General features: G+C 67.5%; 12 protein-coding genes. 5 read left to right on the forward strand and 7 right to left on the reverse strand.

Annotated features, from left to right (window positions below):
* Positions 1–146: 146 nt before the first annotated feature.
* The 3 genes from ACFY8W_RS04545 to ACFY8W_RS04555 form a co-directional block, all read right to left on the reverse strand.
* Positions 147–1034, reverse strand: a complete 888-nt coding sequence (locus ACFY8W_RS04545) for a DUF5655 domain-containing protein (RefSeq protein ID WP_391100135.1) — start codon at positions 1032–1034, stop codon at positions 147–149.
* 563 nt (positions 1035–1597) lie between these two features.
* Positions 1598–2368 carry a transposase gene (locus ACFY8W_RS04550; protein ID WP_351853631.1) on the reverse strand — a complete coding sequence of 257 codons (771 nt, stop codon included), beginning with the start codon at positions 2366–2368 and terminating at the stop codon, positions 1598–1600.
* A 38-nt stretch (positions 2369–2406) separates the two neighbouring features.
* Positions 2407–3003, reverse strand: a complete 597-nt coding sequence (locus tag ACFY8W_RS04555) for a hypothetical protein (protein ID WP_391100139.1) — start codon at positions 3001–3003, stop codon at positions 2407–2409.
* A gap of 246 nt (positions 3004–3249) precedes the next feature.
* Between ACFY8W_RS04555 and ACFY8W_RS04560 the strand changes: the two genes are divergently transcribed.
* The 4 genes from ACFY8W_RS04560 to ACFY8W_RS04575 are packed head-to-tail and all read left to right on the forward strand — an operon-like array spanning position 3250 to position 11162.
* The gene (locus ACFY8W_RS04560; RefSeq protein WP_391100141.1) at positions 3250–4803 is read left to right on the forward strand and encodes a hypothetical protein; all 1554 of its coding nucleotides are present in this window, start codon (positions 3250–3252) and stop codon (positions 4801–4803) included.
* A complete protein-coding gene (locus tag ACFY8W_RS04565) occupies positions 4800–5615 on the forward strand; it encodes a hypothetical protein (RefSeq protein WP_391100143.1) in 816 nt (271 codons plus the stop codon). The genes ACFY8W_RS04560 and ACFY8W_RS04565 overlap by 4 nt, the downstream gene beginning before the upstream one ends.
* A 28-nt stretch (positions 5616–5643) precedes the next feature.
* Positions 5644–10101: a hypothetical protein gene (locus ACFY8W_RS04570; RefSeq protein WP_391100145.1), complete on the forward strand. Its 4458-nt coding sequence runs from the start codon at positions 5644–5646 to the stop codon at positions 10099–10101.
* Positions 10098–11162, forward strand: coding sequence for a Wadjet anti-phage system protein JetD domain-containing protein (locus ACFY8W_RS04575; RefSeq protein WP_391100147.1), 1065 nt, complete (start codon positions 10098–10100; stop codon positions 11160–11162). Before ACFY8W_RS04570 ends, ACFY8W_RS04575 begins: the two co-directional genes overlap by 4 nt.
* A 131-nt stretch (positions 11163–11293) precedes the next feature.
* Here ACFY8W_RS04575 and ACFY8W_RS04580 read toward each other — a convergent pair whose 3' ends face one another.
* Together ACFY8W_RS04580 and ACFY8W_RS04585 are read right to left on the reverse strand one after the other, a co-directional pair.
* Entirely contained in the window at positions 11294–12430 is a 1137-nt protein-coding gene (locus ACFY8W_RS04580) for a tyrosine-type recombinase/integrase (RefSeq protein ID WP_391100150.1), read from the reverse strand.
* Positions 12431–12965: 535 nt separating this feature from the next.
* Complete coding sequence (locus ACFY8W_RS04585; protein WP_391100153.1) at positions 12966–14201, reverse strand: helix-turn-helix domain-containing protein; 1236 nt, start codon at positions 14199–14201, stop codon at positions 12966–12968.
* A 323-nt stretch (positions 14202–14524) separates the two neighbouring features.
* On the opposite strand from ACFY8W_RS04585, the gene ACFY8W_RS04590 reads away from it, so the two are divergent.
* Positions 14525–15133, forward strand: coding sequence for a helix-turn-helix domain-containing protein (locus ACFY8W_RS04590; protein ID WP_391100156.1), 609 nt, complete (start codon positions 14525–14527; stop codon positions 15131–15133).
* 133 nt (positions 15134–15266) lie between these two features.
* On the opposite strand, the gene ACFY8W_RS04595 is transcribed toward ACFY8W_RS04590, so the two are convergent.
* Together ACFY8W_RS04595 and ACFY8W_RS04600 are read right to left on the reverse strand one after the other, a co-directional pair.
* Entirely contained in the window at positions 15267–16631 is a 1365-nt protein-coding gene (locus ACFY8W_RS04595; RefSeq protein ID WP_391100158.1) for an FAD-dependent oxidoreductase, read from the reverse strand.
* A gap of 50 nt (positions 16632–16681) precedes the next feature.
* On the reverse strand, positions 16682–17740 hold the full coding sequence (locus ACFY8W_RS04600; protein WP_391100160.1) for a dihydrodipicolinate reductase: 1059 nt from the start codon (positions 17738–17740) through the stop codon (positions 16682–16684).
* Between the last annotated feature and the right edge of the window lie 31 nt (positions 17741–17771).

Raw genomic sequence — 17771 nt, forward strand, 5'->3', positions numbered from 1 at the left:
ACACAGCGCGGGATCGTCGGTTGGCCAAGCCGGCGATCCCGCGGATCATTGATGGTCCACCGTCACGCCCTGCCCGTCCGTCGAAAGGCATCTCCCGACGACCAGACCACCCGCGAAGCGCGAACGGCCAAGAGGCCGGCAGACGATCACACCGCCGCGTAGCTCGCCCGGAACAGATCCTGCGCCCGCTCCACGTCCCTCGGCGTACGGAGCTGCACTTCCAGATCGCCCGTTCCGTGGTGGCCGAGACCGGACACGTCCCGAGTGAAGCCCGGAACAAGGTCGACGTCCTTCGGGTCAACCTTCAGGTAGACCAGGAGCTTGCTCCGCTGCGGCGGACACACACAGGCGAAGTTCCGCAGCCGCTGATACGCCCGGTACATCTTGCGCTCGACGCGGTTTACACCGTCCCCGAGACCGAGCAACGCCTCGTCGACCGCACTCGCCAACTCCGCCATCGACGCGTTCTGGACGCTGGCTGCCGCCCGAGCGACCGTCTGCCGACGAGCCTGGCGAGTCACCCGCGTGCCACCGCTGACGGACGCCACGGTCTCAAGCCCGAGCAGATCGTTGCCGAAGAGTCGGTAGCGGACGAGGTCGATCGAGCGCCGGTGCTCGCGCACGGCGTGCACGTCGTAGCGGGTGAAGTCGCCGGCGATGCAGATCAGGCGAGGGCCGCTCCACAGCACCTGGGACGCGGCCGTCCCCCCGAGCCGGTCGCGGACCAGGTGCTCAAACTCGGCCCGGTGGTCCACCAACCATCTGAGATAGAACAACCCCTGGTTGATGACGCCGGCATCGACCCCGCGCTTGTACTCGACGATCACCGGTGACCCGTTCTCGTCCAGCCCAAGCGAGTCGATTCGGCCACCGTGAACTGGCCCGGTGCTGTACTCGCTGGCCAGGAAACGGACCCCCAGCAGCGTCTCCATGTGCGCCTCGACGAGACCCTGCACATCTGCCTCGACCTCAGCAAGACGCGGCGTGACCTCGGTCACGCCGCCTTTCGTGTTGAATAGCCTCAGCGCCGACACCGTCCTCTCCTCCGATTACGGGGCTGCAACGCCGGACGGTGATCGAATTCTTTCCGTCTGATCCTTCGGAACGTGAAGATTCCGTGAGACCCTACGCACGGCCCGGCGGGGCGCGCGCGTCCCACAGGTCTCCAGGGATCCGCTGATCTCACATACGTCCCATAGGCCGATGGGGCCAGCGCCTGGAGCACTGCGTTTTCGCAGGTCAGCCCGCGTAGCTCAGCGGATAGAGCAGGCGCCTTCTACCCCCGCCTGCTCTACGGCATCGGCTCATGGCGTACACCTGCAGAGGGTGAGCTATAGAGAAATCTGGGCCGTTGGTCGCCCAGTGCAGGGATAGCGGACTGACGCCCTAGCCGATGTGTTCGAACCAGCGAGGGGCGACATGGTGCCAGCGCTAGGGAATGAGCGTTCGGACGCAGGTTTCCCGATCATGAGCCAGTGAATATGACAGCCGAAAAGAATCGCTTGAGCGTTCGACTTCGGAGCATTGTCAGTGCCGTGTCCTAAGGGCTGTCCCGTAAATGATCTATGGCACGCCGATTGCGTATCGGACCCTGCGCTCATCCAGCGAGGGTGAGGTTGTGGAGTCGGGCGATGCCGAGCATGGCGTGGTGAACCCCGTCGCCCTTGAGGCGGCAGTCGCGGAGGACCTTCCACGTCTTCATTCGTGCGAAGGCGTGCTCGACGCGAGCGCGGACCTTGCGGTGGGAGGCGTTGTGCTCCTCTTTCCAGGCCGGTAGTTCGGCCTGGCCGCGTTCCCGGCGGTGTGGGATGACCAGGCCGGTGCCGCGGTAGCCGCCGTCCGCGATCACGGTTGTCCTGCCGACGGCGGCCTTCGCGCCGGACAGCTCCCATGCCTTGCAGTCGTTGCGGTTGCCCGGCAGGGGCCGGCCGACGGCGACGACGAGCTGGGTGTCGGCGTCGATGACGACTTGGTGGTTGGTGGAGTAGCGGTAGTTCTTCGAGCGCTCGGCGATGCTGTGGTCGCGGGTGGGAACCAAGGTGCCGTCCACGATCAGCACGGCATCCTTGCGGAACCGCCGGCGCTGGCGCAGAGCGAGGGTGGGCCCGAGGTGGTCGATGATGCGGTCGGCAGCCGACTTCGAGATCCCGAACAGCGGAGCGAGCTGCCTCAGTGTCAGATTGGTTCGCCAGTAAGCGACGACGAGCAGCACGCGATCCTCCAGCGGTAGACCCCATGGTCGCCCCTTGCGTGCCGGGGCTGCCTCCTCCTTCCGCAGAGCGGTGATAAGCGCGCTGAACCGCTGCGGGCTCAGTCCGGTGAACGGGCCTATCCAGCGGGGCTCCGATGCCGTGATCACACCAGTCATGGCGAGATCATCTCCCGGGCCTGGAGAGTCGTGTGGAGCTACGGGATCTCGGGGTACTGGGGGCGCTTCCGCTTGAGCTTGGCCAGGTCACTGAGATCGATGCCGGTGGCTTTGGCGTACTGCCTGGCCCAGTCGGCGACGGATTGCCGGAAGAGGTAGTCGGGGTAAGGAGTCACCGGTTCCTCGCCGCGGTTGCGGAGCTTGGCGACGGCTGCCCGCTCCAGATCCTGATCACCGCACTGACGAGCCAGAAGGATGGCCTTCGCCAGCCGTCCCGGCTCGTTGTTGGCTGGGGTGAACGACCACACCCCGTCCCGGTGGATGTGGGTGCCCGCCAGGAGCAGCAGTCCCAGGTCGTGGACGTCACGGACGAAGCGCAGGGAGGACGGCCCGTAGCGAGTAACGCCGCCGGCGATCTCGGCGGAAAGCGGGACGCTCCCCGCCGGCCAGAGATAGCAGGCGGCGGGAGGAATGTCCGAGAGATCTCCGCAGCCGGACGGCGGGGGGTGGTCGATCCGGATGCCCACCCCACCGAAACCGTCCATCCGGTCACGAAGATCGATGTAGTCCGTGTAGACCATCCAGCCGAAGGCCGACCGGTCGGAGCGGTCCTTCCAGATCGAAGCGTGGTGCACAGACTTCCCCGGACGAACGTCAGCTTGCCCCCATCGACGCTGACAGGAGCCGTGCCGAGCAGCTCGACGAACTGATCGGCCATCCTTCTTACCGTCCAGGGGCGCGTCACGACGGCATGGTAGGCGCTGACCGCAGGGGCCAGACCACCAAGGCTCCTGTCAGACCGCCCATCATTCGTAGATCATTTACGGGACAGCGCTTAGCGTGAATTCCCGGTTGAGCAGATGATGTTGGGAGGGCTCTCGGTGTTCTTTGGCGAGTCATCTGCGGCGTACGAGAGCATCACGTCGCGGATGAAGGCGCTGGCCGTGGTGCGGCCGCTACTGGCGATCGACGACAGTCCGGCGAAGCGGGAGCGGGGCTGGGAGGGGTACCGGCTGGCCGAACTCGCCCTGGCAGCCATCGACTTCGTGACGCTGCGGATAGGGGCGCGGACGGCAGTTCGACAGGAAGCCGTCGTGGAACAGGTGGCTGAGTCTGCAGCGCTCCAGGTCCCCGGGCGGGCGGGTACCGAGTACCGGGAAGTCGCGCGCTGGCTGGTGGAGCGGATGATCAACACCGAGAGACACGACCGGTGCTTTCGGCACGAGATCGGCAGCGTGACAAGCGACGGCTTCGTCGTCAGGGAGTTTCCGTTCCAGATCCTCAAGGACGTGCCGGACGAAGCCGGGCAGGCTGCGCTGACAGTTACTGATGCGGCCATCACGGTGCTCGTCCATGCAATCGATGTGGACATCGCGTCCGAGCAGATCGCGGCGGAGGCCAAGCTGGCCGCACTGCTCAAGCGCGCGCGGATCGGTGAGGCGTGGCAGGCCGCCCGCACCGCCCACTTGCAGAGCATCCGGTACGCGAAGGAACTGCTCGACCGCATGGAGGAGATGAAGCGCAACGTACGGGCCGTCGACTGGGAGGTAGATCTTGAGGGCCCGCTGAAGGAGGCGCAGGAGCACGTTGAGGAGAGGTCTCGGGCGGAGACTCAGCTGAAGGCGCAGGTGGCGCAACTACTCGAGGTCACGGAAGAGGAACACAAGCGGCAGCAGCTGGAGGCACTGGATGCTCTGATCGAGGATTGTCTGCAGCGGCACTTGATGCTCATCGACATGCTGCTCAGGGTGGTTCCTGAGTTCCGGCGCCAGCAGGACCGGCAGATCTTCGTACCTCCCGTGGTCCACACACGGGTGCATCTGCGCAGCCAGCTCCTGGAGCCGGCGCTCGAGCTGAGTCTCAAGGACAGCAAGCAGCCCCTGGAGACGTTCGTGCGCGGGGTGCTGGGTCCGGTCCGCCCGCGGGTGATGTACCTGCCGGACTACTTCGAGGCCCTCACGCGGATGCCGGAACAGGCCGAGATTGAGCTGGTCGCGGTCGGCGCATCGGATGACTGGGAAGACACGTCCGATCCACCGAGGTTCGACGACGCGCAGCATGCATGGGTGGACAGGCTGCTTTCGGCTGTCCCCGGGGAGGGCGTGCGGCTGTCTCGGTTGCTCGAGCGTGCCCGCCAGTGGGGCGAGGGCAGAGGGCCTGGTGACGATACTGACCATCTGCTGGCTATGGAGACCGCGCATCGGTTTCGGCATGTCCCCGTCGCCGAGCTGGCGCGCAGTGAGGAAGCCGTCGTTGTCATGGATGACGGGACTGAGTTGGACGACCCGGTTTTCGGCGGCAGCGACTTCCTGCTGTTGCCGGCCGTGGGTGAGTCGGTCTCCGACAACGTCAATGCGGCCCCCGATACGCAACCGTCCCATTCGCCAGAGTTTGCTCCCCGCGCCACGAATGACGATCTGGAGCCGAGTGCATGACGCAGTACGACGATGTTGCCGCAGCAGCCCGGATGGTGGCTCTGGCTATGACACGTGGCAAGTCCCCAGCACGTTCTGGAGAGTATGCCCGCCTCGTGCGGCGGTTCGATACGGAACCGGACTTCGCACAGCTGGTGCGGAGGGTCGCGCAGGGCTTTGACCTCACGGTCCACGAGGTGCACCCGCAGGCGGGACTGGTCCTGGCAACCACGCGCGAGACGGATTTCGCTGTCTCGGTCACCGACCTCGTGCCGAATGCGGAGAACCGGCCGCTGTACCTGCTCGCCCACCTGGCCATCGCGTCGCGAGCCTTCCCTCGTCCGGAGCACTTGGACGACGACGAGCACGTCGCCCGGGTCTCGGTGCAGAAGGTCGACGAAGACGTTAGGGCCTATGCGACCGTCCTTGAGCGCCGTGCTGCAGCCGCCGACGAGGACACCGACCCGCCGGCTGGCAGCCCCGGCCTGGAGGGATTGTGGCGGGCCTACCTGCGTCGCAACCCCACCGGTCGTACGGGCAAGGACAGGACTCCGCGCTCGGCGACCTACGCGCTGGTGAGGAGGGCGTTCACGCATCTCGAGCAGCGCGGGTTCGTCCGCGCGACGAGTGAGGAAGAGGGCGGCACGTACGCCACCAACGTCCTGTACAGGCTGCACATCCGTGACCAGGCAGCCCGGGAAATGCTCCAGGAACTGGCCGCCCTGGGCGTGGCGGCCTTGCCGCACGACGATGCTCCACTCTCATCCGAGGCTCCGGAGCAGCCCGACGCTTCGGGCCACGGCATGCTCCCGGACTCCGCCCCAGCCACCTGACGCCATCGCGATGTAAGGACCCCTCTCGATGTACGAGTTGAACCGCATCCTGCTGCGCAACTTCGGGCCGCTCGATGCCCGCTACGAGGACGTAAACCTGGACTTTTCTGGCGTGGGCCCCCTGGTTGAGACAGCATCCCTGATGCCGACGCCCGGACACGTCACACAGCGGCCCTCGCCGGCCAGTCTGGTCATGCTCCAGAACGGCGGCGGCAAGGGTGTGCTGCTGACCGGCATCACCTGCACCACGATCCCGCTGCGTCACAATGACCCCGAGGAGCTGCGGAGCTTCGTCGTTTCTCCGGCTCAGCCCTCCCATGTCGTGCTGGAGTGGGCTGATGCCCGGACTGGCAGGCTCTTGGTCACCGCGCAGATCCTCGCGCCCGAGGGTGATGGCAAGCTCAAGCGCCGCTTCTACAGCTTCCATCCGGGCGCCGCCCTGTCCGCGGACGATCTACCGTTCCACCGCGATGGTCACTGGCTGCCGTTCGACCACTACTACACCGAGCTGTGCGAACTGCAGGCCACGGTCGAGGCGTTGGAACTACAGATCGTGGACGGGCAGGAGAAGTGGGAGAAGCATCAGGCCGGTCTGGGTCTCGAACCTGGCCTCTTCGATGTCCAGCGCAAGATGAACGCCACCGAGAGCGGGGCGGCCGAGGCGTTCACCACCTCCAGTGCGGCAGCGTTCGTCCAGTGGCTGCTGGAGAAGGCCAACGACGACGACAAGTACACCAGCCTCGGCAGTGCCTTCGAGACCTATGCCGGCGCCCACGACCAGCGCGAGAAACTGGTCAAGGAGCGGGAGTTCGCGCTGGCCATGGAGGAGACCTGCGCCCGGGTAGCCGAGCGGTACCAGGAGCATACCGACCAGCAGCACGAGGCTGGCCAGGCCAAGGTCGACCTCACCGCCCTTGCCGCAGGGCTGATGCGTCGGCATCAGATCCTCACCGCCGCCGCACAGGCCACCACAGGCACGGTCAATGCCGCATACCGCGCACATGAAGCAGCCAAGCAGGAACTGGACATCGCCAATGCACGTGTGGCGCATGTACGTTGGGCTGCCTGCGGCATCGAGCTGGGCGAATCAGCCGAGGAACAGAAACGAGTCACCGCGACGACGCAACGGCTGGAAGACAGCCTTGCGGGCTGGCGCAGCGTCCCGGTCGCTGTGCGTCACGCGGCTGCCCAGGAGCGCCACGGCCGCATGCAGCGGGCCCTCTCCGAAGCCGAGGAAACAGCCGCCCCCTATGTGCAGGCGTGTGATACCGCCGCGGCAGCACTGCGGGCGGGCTACGCGGCGGCCGAAACGCAGGCACGCGCCGAGGCCGGCAATCTGGGGAGGGAGATCTCCGAGTCTCGCAGCAAGATCCAGCAGTGGCGCGAGCGAAGCGACTCGCTCCATAAGGATGCCGGTACGGCTGAGGGAGACCTGCGCCAGTTGCGCCGTCAGGTGCAGGACTTCGAGGAGCAGCTGCGCTCCGCACAGGAAGAGGGAAAGGTGCAGCCCGGCGACAGCGCTGCGGACGCCGCCTCCCGGATGGACGGTGAAGCTGATCACCACGGCCAGCTCCGTGTAGAGGCCAAGAAGGCACAGGATGAGGCCCGCAGTCGCCGGACACGGGCATATCAGCAGCTGCCTGCGCTGCAGGAGCGGGCTCTCGATGACCGCCGCGCAGCAGAAGCTGCGGAGGCGGAGACCGGCCGACTCCGTGTCCGCGCCGAGTCCGTGCGCCGCCACCCCGTGACTGCGGAACTCCTTGAGCTCGGCCTCGAAGACGTGCAAGACGGCAATGCCCTGACCTGGCTCGCGGACCACTACGCTGCCCTGCAGAGCTTGATCGAGCGGAAGATCACCGCTCTGGACGGTGCGCTCAGGCGGACACAGCTCCAGCACAGTGCGGATGAAGAACTCCTCGCCGCTCTGGACACCAGCGACGGCCTCCTGCCCGCCACCAAGGAGGTCCGCTCCCTGTGTGCCGACCTCTGTGCCCAGGGCATCGACGCCGTCCCCGGCTGGCAGTGGCTGCGCGACAACGTCCCTGCAGACGATCACCAGCGCCTCATCAACGACCACCCAGACCTGGTCGGCGGCATCATCGTAGGCGGCGGCCCCACAGCGCTGGATCAGGCGCGGCGTCATCTGGAGCGCACCCGTCCCCTGCCCACGGCGGCCGTCGCGGTGGGAACCGGGGAACGGATGCTGACGCCAGTACCCGACTCAAGCGGCCGGATGGTGCCCGAGCCGACCCCGGCCCTGCATGACGAACAGGCCGCGGCACTCGAACGAGCTGCGGTCGAAGCACGCCTGGCGGCCTCCGCCCAGGCACTGGGTGAGCTCGATGAACGCATCCGTGTCACCCGCGACCTGGGCAACAAGATCACGTACTGGCTGGACGAGGTCGGCTCCGTGAGCGTGGGGGGCCGGCTCGAACAGCTCCAGGAGCTCCGGAAGGCAGCGCAGGCATCCCAGGCCAGCCTTGAGGTCGCGCGCGCCAGTGCCGAACAGCACGACGACGCCGTCACCGCGGCCGAGGAGGTCTACACACAACAGGAAACGGCTCACCGCGAGGCCACCGAGGCCGCGCAGGCGATGCGCCATCTCGCGGAAGCCGAGGCGAAAGCCAGCCAGGCACGCGACCGGATCACCGTGCTCGCGGAAGCGGCTCAGCAGCGTCAGCGCGAGCTCGAGGAGCTGGGCGAGAAAGAGGGGACGGCCCACGGCGACATCGCGCGCATGACCCAGGCGGTGGAAGCCGCCGTCCAGCAGGCCCAGAGCCATGCGCAGGCGCGAAAGAAGGTCGCCGCCACGCCCGAGGCCGAGCAGGCTCAGCACGCCAAGGGAGCACCCTGCGAAGCGCTCACCGTCCTCCAGCACCGGTACGAGCAGGCAGTCGAGGACCTGCGCAGTGTGGCCATCGGAGAAGACCAGCGTCAGCGTGCCATGGAAGCAGAAGACGCCTTGCGCGCGTGCCAGGACGAGTGGGCGCAGGTCCCCGACCAGGTCAAGCCCTTCGCCCAGGAATACAGCCGCTCTCCCGCCGCGGCGGATGACGTCCAGCGCGACGCAGTACAGCGCGATCTAGGCCAACAGATCAACAGCCTCCAGGACCAGCTACGGCGCCTGCGGGACACGGAGAGCCGTCTCAAGGAACGACACCGCACGCTTGCCGCCGCGGCACAAGACATCAGCCCTCAAGACGTCACGCAGTGGTCCCCACACTCCCTCGAAGAGGCTTACGACCTGACCGCCCGTGCCGAGCACGCCCAGGCGGAGGCGCAGCAGGCGGAACGTGGTGCCGGCGAGGAGTACAACGCGGCCCGTAGGCAGCAGAGCCAGCACACTCGCGAACTTGACGCCTTCGGTCATGTCCTGGCCCGCTTGGATGCCACGATCGAACAGCTCGGCATTCAACCCGCGGACGCCGCGTACGAAGGCACCGCAGATGCGGCCGAACCCGCCGTACGGCAAGCCACAGCCCGCTACGAAGACGCCCGGCGCAAGGTCGCCAGCACCGAGCGCCGCGTCGAAGACAGCGTGTCCTTGCTCAAGGACCAGGCCGGCGACGTCCGCTTCGAGCAACTCGACATCCCCTTGCGCAACCAGATCTCGGCTCTTGACCGGCGGCACATCCCCGCCGCCGCCCGAGAGTGGACTACGGCGTTGCACCGCGCTGCCGCAGCCCTGACGACCCAGCTCGAAGGTATGAGCAAGGCGCGTGAGGCCCTTGTGTCCCAGCTCAGCGGCTTCGTCACCGAACTTCTCCAGCAAGTGGACCAAGCGAGCCGGTTCTCCGTCTTCCCCGACGGCCCCACGCCCTGGGCAGGGCAGCGCTTGCTCACCATCCGCTACAGGAAGCCCGAGCCCTCCGTGCTCACTGCCCATATGCGCGAAACCATCGACAACCTCGCCGCCAACCCGCGCACCCGCAAACTCAAAGGCACCGAGGTGGTCATGCGCTGCCTGCACGCAGCCGTTCCCCGCTTCACCGCCGAGGTCATGAAACCCAACGCCACCCAACGGCTCGAACGCGTGCCCGTCGAGAAGATGGGCAAGATCTTCTCCGGTGGCCAGGAACTGACTGGCGCCATCCTGCTCTACTGCGCTCTCGCCGCGCTGCGCACTTCCCCCGGCCCCCGTAGCCGCACCCGCCACGGCGGACTGCTCCTCCTGGACAATCCCATCGGCCGCGCCAACGCCCCCTACCTCGTCGACATCCAAACCCAGATGGCGGCAGCCCTCGGCATCCAGCTCATCTACACCACCGGCCTGAGCGACGATGCCGTCACGGCCCGGTTCCCCGCCACCATCCAGCTGCGCAACGACGCCGAAGCCCGCACTGGCCTCTCCCGCATCCGCCTCGACGACCACGTCCGCAACGCCCTCATCCCCACCCCTCGGACCGCCCCGGACACCCACGAGCCCGAAGCAAACGGATACCTCAGCTCCGCACGCTTGTACACCAAGGGGGATACGGACCGATGACGACGCCCACCCCCGAGCAGCTTCCTCGCCTCTCACCAGGCGCCGCCCGCCTCAGTGCCGCACTGCACGCTCGCGCCGAGAAGGCCACCGTGCCGCGCGCCACGGTGATGGAAGCCTTCACCGCGGCCCTACCCGGCACCGCCCGCGGTGAGGACTCCCGCACCGCACTGGCCACCCTGCTCGAAGAACTCTCCGACGCCGGCACCCTGCGACTCCCCCACGGCCAGAGACACAAATGGGACGCAGGCCGTCCCGCCCTGCCCGAACAGATCCGGTTGCCCGCAGTCGCCCCCCGCAAGCCCGCTTCTGTCGCCACACGGCGCTCCTACCGCCCTGAACTCGACTGGGCCCACACCGCGTACCTCACCTCCGCCCACCACGAAGACCTGGCCCTCATCAACCGATGGTTCCGCGACACCAGCAATCGTCCCGAATTTCGCGTACCGATCCCCCTGCGTGAACGCTCCTACGAGATCTTTCAGGACGAAAAGCGCCTCGATGGTCTCGTCTCCGGTGCGCTCTTCGCCCCCGGCCGCCTCACCCTGGAACAGCTCAGCACCTTTCGCGAACCACCGCCCCTCGCCTACCGACTGCTCGGCGACGGAGACACCCTCCTGGTCGCCGAGAACAGCGACACCTACGCCACACTCCGAGACCTGCTCACCCCGAATCCCGGGCGCACCAGAGCCGTGGCCTTCGGCTCTGGACGAGCCTTCGAAGCCTCCATCGAAACGGTCAAAGAGATCCATGGAATCCAACGGATCGTCTACTACGGCGACCTGGACGCTGAAGGGCTGTCGATTCCCGCCCGTGCCTCAGTAACAGCCACCCAGTGCGGGCTGCCCTCGGTCGAACCCGCCTCCGCGTTGTACGACCTCCTCCTGAGCCACGCCTCCACCCCGGGCCAGATGGTTTCCGATGAGCGCGCCCACACGCTTACGGCCTGGCTGCCGCCCAGACTGCGACAGAGGACTCGCGAGGTCCTGCTGCCAGGCCGCCGTATTGCACAGGAAGCCACCAACCGTAACCAGCTGGCCGCCGACGCCACCTGGTGCCCTTGAGTTCGTCGACCGGGATCGCGTCGACACGACCCGGCCACCAGGCGTCCAGGTGCTCAACGAAGTCGTCCGGCGCGGCTCGGCAGCCCTCCTTCTCACCCAGACCGAGGACGGCTCTGGCCACCAGATAGGAGTCAAGCCGCTTCCCAGAGGCCGGCATCCAGAATTCGAGCAGCCTTGGTGATGCTGCCCGGCATCAGGTGACGATAGGTCCGGTAAGTCTCCTCGATGGACTTGTGCCCCATCCACTCCGCAACATCGGTGATGGGTATGCCGCTCCCTAGCGCGTTCGAGGCGAAGTAGTGCCGGAAGCTGTACATCCCGACGCCCTCCGCTGCAGGGAGGTCCTTGAAGAGCTTCTGGACACGGCGGCGTTCCATCGGCTCCGTGTAGTAGCCGCTCGGGCCGCGCAGCAGGTAGCCGTCCTTGGTGGTGCCGTGCTGCTCCTCGTAGCGCTCCAGCGCCTCCTTCACCGAGCGCGGGAGCGGAACCTCCCTGAACTCGCCCGCCTTGCGGTGCTTCAGCTTCGCAGGCTTGTGCGTGTTGGAGTGGATCTGCTCGTGCACCCGATAGACGTCGTCCGCCACGACATTGTTGACGTTCACCGCCCGGGCCTCACCGTTTCGCAGGCCGCATCCAACCATCATGACGATCTCAAGCGCGAGATCGTCGTCGGCTACAGCCAGCGCCTTCTTCACGTAGGCGAGGGACGGGATAACCACCTTCGCGCGAACGTATTCCGGTTCTTGGACGCCCTTTACCGGATCGTCTGCCATGGCCCCCTTTCCGTAAGCATCTCGCAAGATGGCCTTGAGGGTGCGGAATATGTTCACCTGATTTCCGCGACCGACCTTGTCGGTCTCCAATTCATCCAAGAAGCGCTCGACGACTATCGGCGTGACCGAGTTCAGCTTTCGCGATCCGAGGCGGGGAACGATGTGCACATTGATCGAGCTGTCGACGTGCTCACCTGTGGAGTATTCCGTCATCTTGCGCTGCCGGGGGCGCCACAGCTTCGCGTATTCCTCGACCGTCTGCTGGCCCAGCTCACGGCGGGCCTCGGCGACGGACGGCGCCGTACTCTTCTTCTCTTTGTAGATCTCCGTGAGGCGCTCGATCGCGTCGTCCTGCGTGCCGTACCCGGACTCCTCGCGCTGCTTGCCGAGCGCGTCCCTGAAGCGAATCGCGTACGGGTGCGGGCAGCGGGTGGGCTTGGCGCAGTCACATTCCTTGAAGAAGGAGCCCATGCCGCGGGCGAGCTGTCGAGCCACGTGTCGAACCTTCCGAGCGGGAGCGAGGAACCATGCACAGGCGCTGCGCAGAGGGCGGAAGGTCAGCAAGCGGAGACAGGGCTGCGACGCATGCTGACCTTTTGCTGACCTGAGGGGCCCCCATCATGCCCCTGACCTGCACAGACGTCCAAATGCTAGATCTTGGACTTGAACAGAGTGCGCAGCACTGTGGACTCCTCTGGGACGGCTCCCTGCCTGCTTTGTGCAGGTCAAGGGCGGTCCCGACTGTACACCGGCACGTGCCGGACGATGTTTGTGAGGAACATCGCTCCGCCCGGGCGATACGGCCCTCACCTGGGCTTTCACCCCGTCACCGGCGACTGTTCGGGCAATTCTCCGGGAACGCTCTGCGGCCCATGCTGACCGAATGCCGACTTACCTGATGAAGCGTCAACCGAGCGAGCCCCTGTCCGCGTCCACATACCGCAGACCTGCCGAACGCCGAGGGTCGGAACCTGCGCGCGAGTACGGACACTGCGCGGCGGATGCCGGCCGCAGCCCGTGCCTCGTGAGTTCAGCGCGGAGCGATCGTCACGATGTCAGGCGCGATGTCCAGCACCAGGAGCGCCGCCGCCACGTGGGTCGGGTTGTCCTCCACCTTGACGGTGGAGAGCTCGTTGGCGCGTGAGACGCGCCGTTCGACGGTGTTGCGGTGCGCGTAGAGGTCCGCGGCCGCCCGGGTCGTACTGAAGCCGCACTGCACGTAGGTGAGCAGTGCCTGTCGCAGGGCTGTGTCGGCTTCGGCCAGTGGCCCGAGGGTGTTGACGACGAACCGGCGCGCGCCGGGCCGGTCCTTCGTGAGCGCGTCGATCAGCTCGACGTCGGCGTAGGCGGTGAACCGCCTGCCGGACCCCAGCCGGATCACGAGCGCCTGCGCCGCGAGGGCGTCCTGGTGACTGGAGCGGAATCCTTCGAGTCCGCGTCCCGGTCTTCCCACCGCCGCGCGGACCGCGTCGGTCGCCGCGAGGTCCTTCTCCACGTGGTGAAGGTCCGGGACGGCTTCCCCCGAGAGCCAGATCCACCGCGACGTGGCGCTGGCGCGCGCCACCAGGGCGCTTCGGCCTCCGGCGGAGCAGCGCACGGCGGCGATCGCCTCGTCCAGGGCACCGGCCTCCTGGGGATCGTCGACCCAGAGGACGAGGCCCACGTGCCACCGCGCCATCCGGTAGCGCAGGCGTCCTTCGGCGAGGTCCTCCGCCATCGGCGCCCCACTGGCGATCAGCTGGATCAGCGCGATCCCCTCGGCATCCGTGTTCCCCATCGCCGCGGCGAGGCCGGCTTGCCGCAGGGCCGCGACGGAGTCGAGGGCGTACTGCACCAGCGACTGCGCCGTCACGTCCAGGACCCCCACGAGAAGATCGGGATCCGCGCAGTCCGCCACGCATTCCTGCAGCCATCGCCGCCAGCCGATCCCCAGGGCCACCCGCCAGGCGACGGCGAAGTCGGGCGCGATGCCCCGGGAGACGAGATCGTTGATGTACGCCGTGGTCCTCGGACTGACGTAGGGCTCTACCCTCCGCCCCGGTTGCTGAACGTTTGCGGTCAACCACTGGACCACCTCAGAGCGGTTGAGCGCGCGATCCTCCTCGACCAGCGATGCGTCCGCGAGGAGAGCGGGATCGTTCTGGGCGACGAGAGAGGGCCTTGCGAAGGCGTCGATCAGGGCGTCCGTTTCCGTCAGCAGGCGCTGACACAGGGATCTGATCGCATCGGCGACCTCACGCGAGGGCGGGGGCCACAGCTCTTCCATGTCCTCAGTGTCCCTCTGCTCTCGGGGAGCCGGGGCTCCCGACATGCTGTGTCCCAGACCGATGAAGGATTGTCGGCGGCCTGGCCGACGGCGAAGGCGTGACAGCCCTCGGCCGCTGTTTACTACCACTAAACGGCGGCAGGTTAACCACGCCCGGGACGGCGCCACAAGGGCTGGACGCCATCGCCCCTCTCCTCCCCCCTCCGCAGCGAACGCCCCTGGCACGCATGCCTTAGCCTCGTGCCACGGAGAGGACTCGTCCGGGTCGGCCCGTCACCTGACAGGCACACGACCTCGGCCTCGGGACGGGCGGTGAGCACACCATGTCCATCGGTGACGACGGGACAGCAGAAGGATCGGAACGCGGCGCCGCCGCCCTCGAGGCGTCCACGGGTGCGCGGCTGCGGAAGATCAGGCTCGACCGCGGGTTGTCGTTGACGGAGGTCGCGCAGCGGGCCGAGGTCACCAAGGGCTTTCTGAGCCAGTTGGAGCGTGGGCTCACCAGCGTGTCCGTCCCGACGTTGCTGCGCGTCTGCGAAGTGCTGCGGATCGGGGTCGGGGAGCTGTTCGCGTACCCCGAAGAGCACGTCGTGGACGGCGGAAGCAGGATCGACATGGGCGGTGAGGGCGTGGCCGAGTACCTGCTCACGCCCGCCGGCACCACGGCGTTCCAGGTCTTCCGCTCCGTGATCGAGCCGGGCGGGGGTACCGGAGGGCCCTACCGGCTCGACACCGCCACGGTCTTCGCGATGGGGCTGAGCGGTTCGACCCGTCTGATCGTCGGGGGCGAGACCCGGATGCTGTCGGCAGGGGCGTCCACGTCGTTCTCCGGCCAGACGCTTCACCAGTTCGACAATCCGGGTACGACGGTGAGCGAGGTCCTCTGGGTCCTGTCGCCTCCCCTGCCGCGCGCCGCGCGAGGGCCCGCCTAGATCCTGTCGTCGCATGCCTGGCCCGCGTCAGGAGTGGTGCGAGGGCGGCGGCTGTTGCGCAGGACCCGACGGTGTTGTCGTAACGGGTGGCGATCTCACACCGCGCCGTCACGGAGCAGGCGTCGCCCGATCCTCAGGAACCCCCGCGCCTACGACGACGGAGCGCCCGCCGGGCCCGTGTCCTGCTGCCGTTGAAGAAGTCGTTGAACCGGTCCAGCCCCCAGACGGCCCGGAGGACGAACGGCTGCAACAGCAGCGACATCGACGGCGAGTACTTCGGGGCGTCCGACCAGATGCCGGCGAGGTCCTCCGGCATCTCGCCGTCGACGATGTAGTCGGCGAGCTGATGGGTCACGTACGGCACCTGGCAGAGGCCGTGGCCGTTGCAGGCCATCGCGTAGAAGACGTTGTCACCCACCTGCCCGGCGACCGACAGCCAGTCCGGGCTGATGCCGATCCAACCGCCCCAGGCCCGCTCGATGGCCACGTCGGACAGCGACGGGAACCGGTTGGCCAGGTCCTTCCCCATGTCCCGCACGACATCGGGGTCCGGGACCCGGTCCGGGAGCGGGTAGGTCTGGCCTCGCTGCGCTTTGCGGACCCCGCAGACGATGGTGTTGCGCTCGGTGAGCCGGTAGTGGGTCATCAACTGGTGCTGGGTGATGATGCCGGACCGACTGGTCCAGTCCAGCGCGGCGAGCCGCTCCGGCGCGATGGGTTCCGACTCGATCTCGATGACGTACAGCGGCGTCGCGAGGTTCTTGGGCGTGATGTCCCACTCGCCGCCGTAGACGCTGGTCGCGAGCAGCACCTTGTCGGCCCGCACGGTGCCACGCGGTGTCGTGATCTCGACGATGCCGCCTGTGCGCCGGACATCGCTCACCCGCGTCCGCTCGAAGACCTTGGCCGAGGAGGCGAGCAGTGCGCGGCGCACGCCACGGGCGAGCTTGCCCGGGTTCAACATCCCCCCGATGGATTCCCTCATCCCGCCCACGAAGCCGGCGGGGAGGCCGAGCTCCTCCCTGCTGCCGACGGTCCCGCCCCCACCGAAGGCGCGCAGGATCGCCGCCTGGGTACGCACCCTGAGCATCATGAGGGGTGAGACCGCACCCCACACCAGGCCGTTCGCCACGTAGTCGCAGTCGATGTCGTGCCTCTTGATGAGGTCTTCCACATAGCGGCCCGCGTGCTCCGCCAGTTTGGCCATGACCGGCATCTTCTTCGGGGACTGGAGGCTGAGCATCCGCAGGTCGCCGCCCGGCGCCCCGGCGATCTGACCACCGTTGCGCGAGGCCGAGCCGTAGCCGCAGAACTCGGCCTCCAGCAGGACGACGTCCTGGTCGCGCTCCGCGAGGCGCAGCGCGGCCGCCATGCCGCCCATGCCGCCGCCGATGACGGCGATGTCGCAGGTGAGGTCGCCGTCCAGCGCGGGCTGCACGTCGTCCGGCGGGTCGATCCAGCCGGTGAAGCTGGTGTACTTCGTGCTGTCGGTCCTCATGCTGTCCCGATCTCCTTCCAGGTGGGGCGTCCGCCCCACTTCGTGCTCTCTCAGTCCTGAGAAGTCGTGGCCCCGAGTGAGGCCCGGCCCGCTCGCCGCTCTCCCTTGGCCGCGACCGAACGGACGGGCAGGTCCCCCATCGTCAGGAGACCGGGACGCGCCTCGACGACCGCGGTGGAGGCGTTGACCGCTGCCGCGACGGTGCTGAGGAAGGAATCGAAGCCCGCGGAGGAACGGAGGTCGATGACCTGCTCCTCTCCGACGATCCGGTAGTCGTCGCCCGCGGCCACCTCGTCGGCCGGCTCGAAGAACCCGAACGTGATCTCCAGGTCGATCACCACCTCGCCCTTGAGCACGCCCCGGGCGGCGTGAGTGACCGCCGCGATCTGCCCCGGTTCGATACGTACGTGGTCCCCGACGCGCGGCGAAGTCGTCACGACAGCGGGTTCGACCTCTCCCACGTCCACCGAGTCGAGATCCCATCCGAGCCCTGCCGCGAGCGCCCCGATGGCCTGCTCGAAGCCGTGGTGCCCGACGACCTCGCCCCGGCTGCGAGCCGTCGCGAACTCGCGCATGGTCAGACCGAGGCCGAACTTCGACAGGATCGCGCCGTAGCGTGACATGTTCGTCCGCCGGCGGATCCGCACGCTCTCCACACGCTGGGTCAGTGCGGTCAGGAGGAGGGGAAGGGTGTCCATCAGGACGCCCGGGTTCGCCCCGCTGCCCAGGACGGTCACGCCGTGCGCCTTCGCCGTGTCGTCGAGCCGCCGGGCCAGGTCGGGGTGGCTCCGCCATGGATGGGCCAGCTCTTCGCAGATGCTCAGAACGTTGTACGAACGTTCCAGCAGCGGCAACAGGACGTCGGCCGCCCGGTGCAGATCCGAGACGGTCGCCACGATCGCGAGGTCGGCGGCGGGCAGCTCGGCCGGGTCGCTCACGACGACGACACCGTTCGGGTGGCCACCGAGGAGCACTCCGAGGTCCTGACCGACCACGCGGGGGTCCCGGTCCGCCGCTCCCACGATCTCCACGTCCGCGCGTCGCAGCAAGGAAGAGGCGATGGCCCGGCCAGTGGCACCGAGCCCCACCACGACAGTCCGATTCTTCAACGTCACTCCCTCGGGCGCCTCGGTCGGCCCG

Origin of the sequence: Streptomyces sp. NPDC012637 (assembly GCF_042954805.1) — a bacterium.
Taxonomy (GTDB): Bacteria; Actinomycetota; Actinomycetes; order Streptomycetales; family Streptomycetaceae; genus Streptomyces.

Coding starts and splice junctions, on each gene's coding strand:
- ACFY8W_RS04550 (WP_351853631.1), bottom strand. CDS start 2,368: ATGACTGGTGTGATCACGGCATCGGAGCCCCGCTGGATAGGCCCGTTC.
- ACFY8W_RS04565 (WP_391100143.1), top strand. CDS start 4,800: ATGACGCAGTACGACGATGTTGCCGCAGCAGCCCGGATGGTGGCTCTG.
- ACFY8W_RS04570 (WP_391100145.1), top strand. CDS start 5,644: ATGTACGAGTTGAACCGCATCCTGCTGCGCAACTTCGGGCCGCTCGAT.
- ACFY8W_RS04575 (WP_391100147.1), top strand. CDS start 10,098: ATGACGACGCCCACCCCCGAGCAGCTTCCTCGCCTCTCACCAGGCGCC.
- ACFY8W_RS04585 (WP_391100153.1), bottom strand. CDS start 14,201: ATGGAAGAGCTGTGGCCCCCGCCCTCGCGTGAGGTCGCCGATGCGATC.
- ACFY8W_RS04590 (WP_391100156.1), top strand. CDS start 14,525: ATGTCCATCGGTGACGACGGGACAGCAGAAGGATCGGAACGCGGCGCC.
- ACFY8W_RS04595 (WP_391100158.1), bottom strand. CDS start 16,631: ATGAGGACCGACAGCACGAAGTACACCAGCTTCACCGGCTGGATCGAC.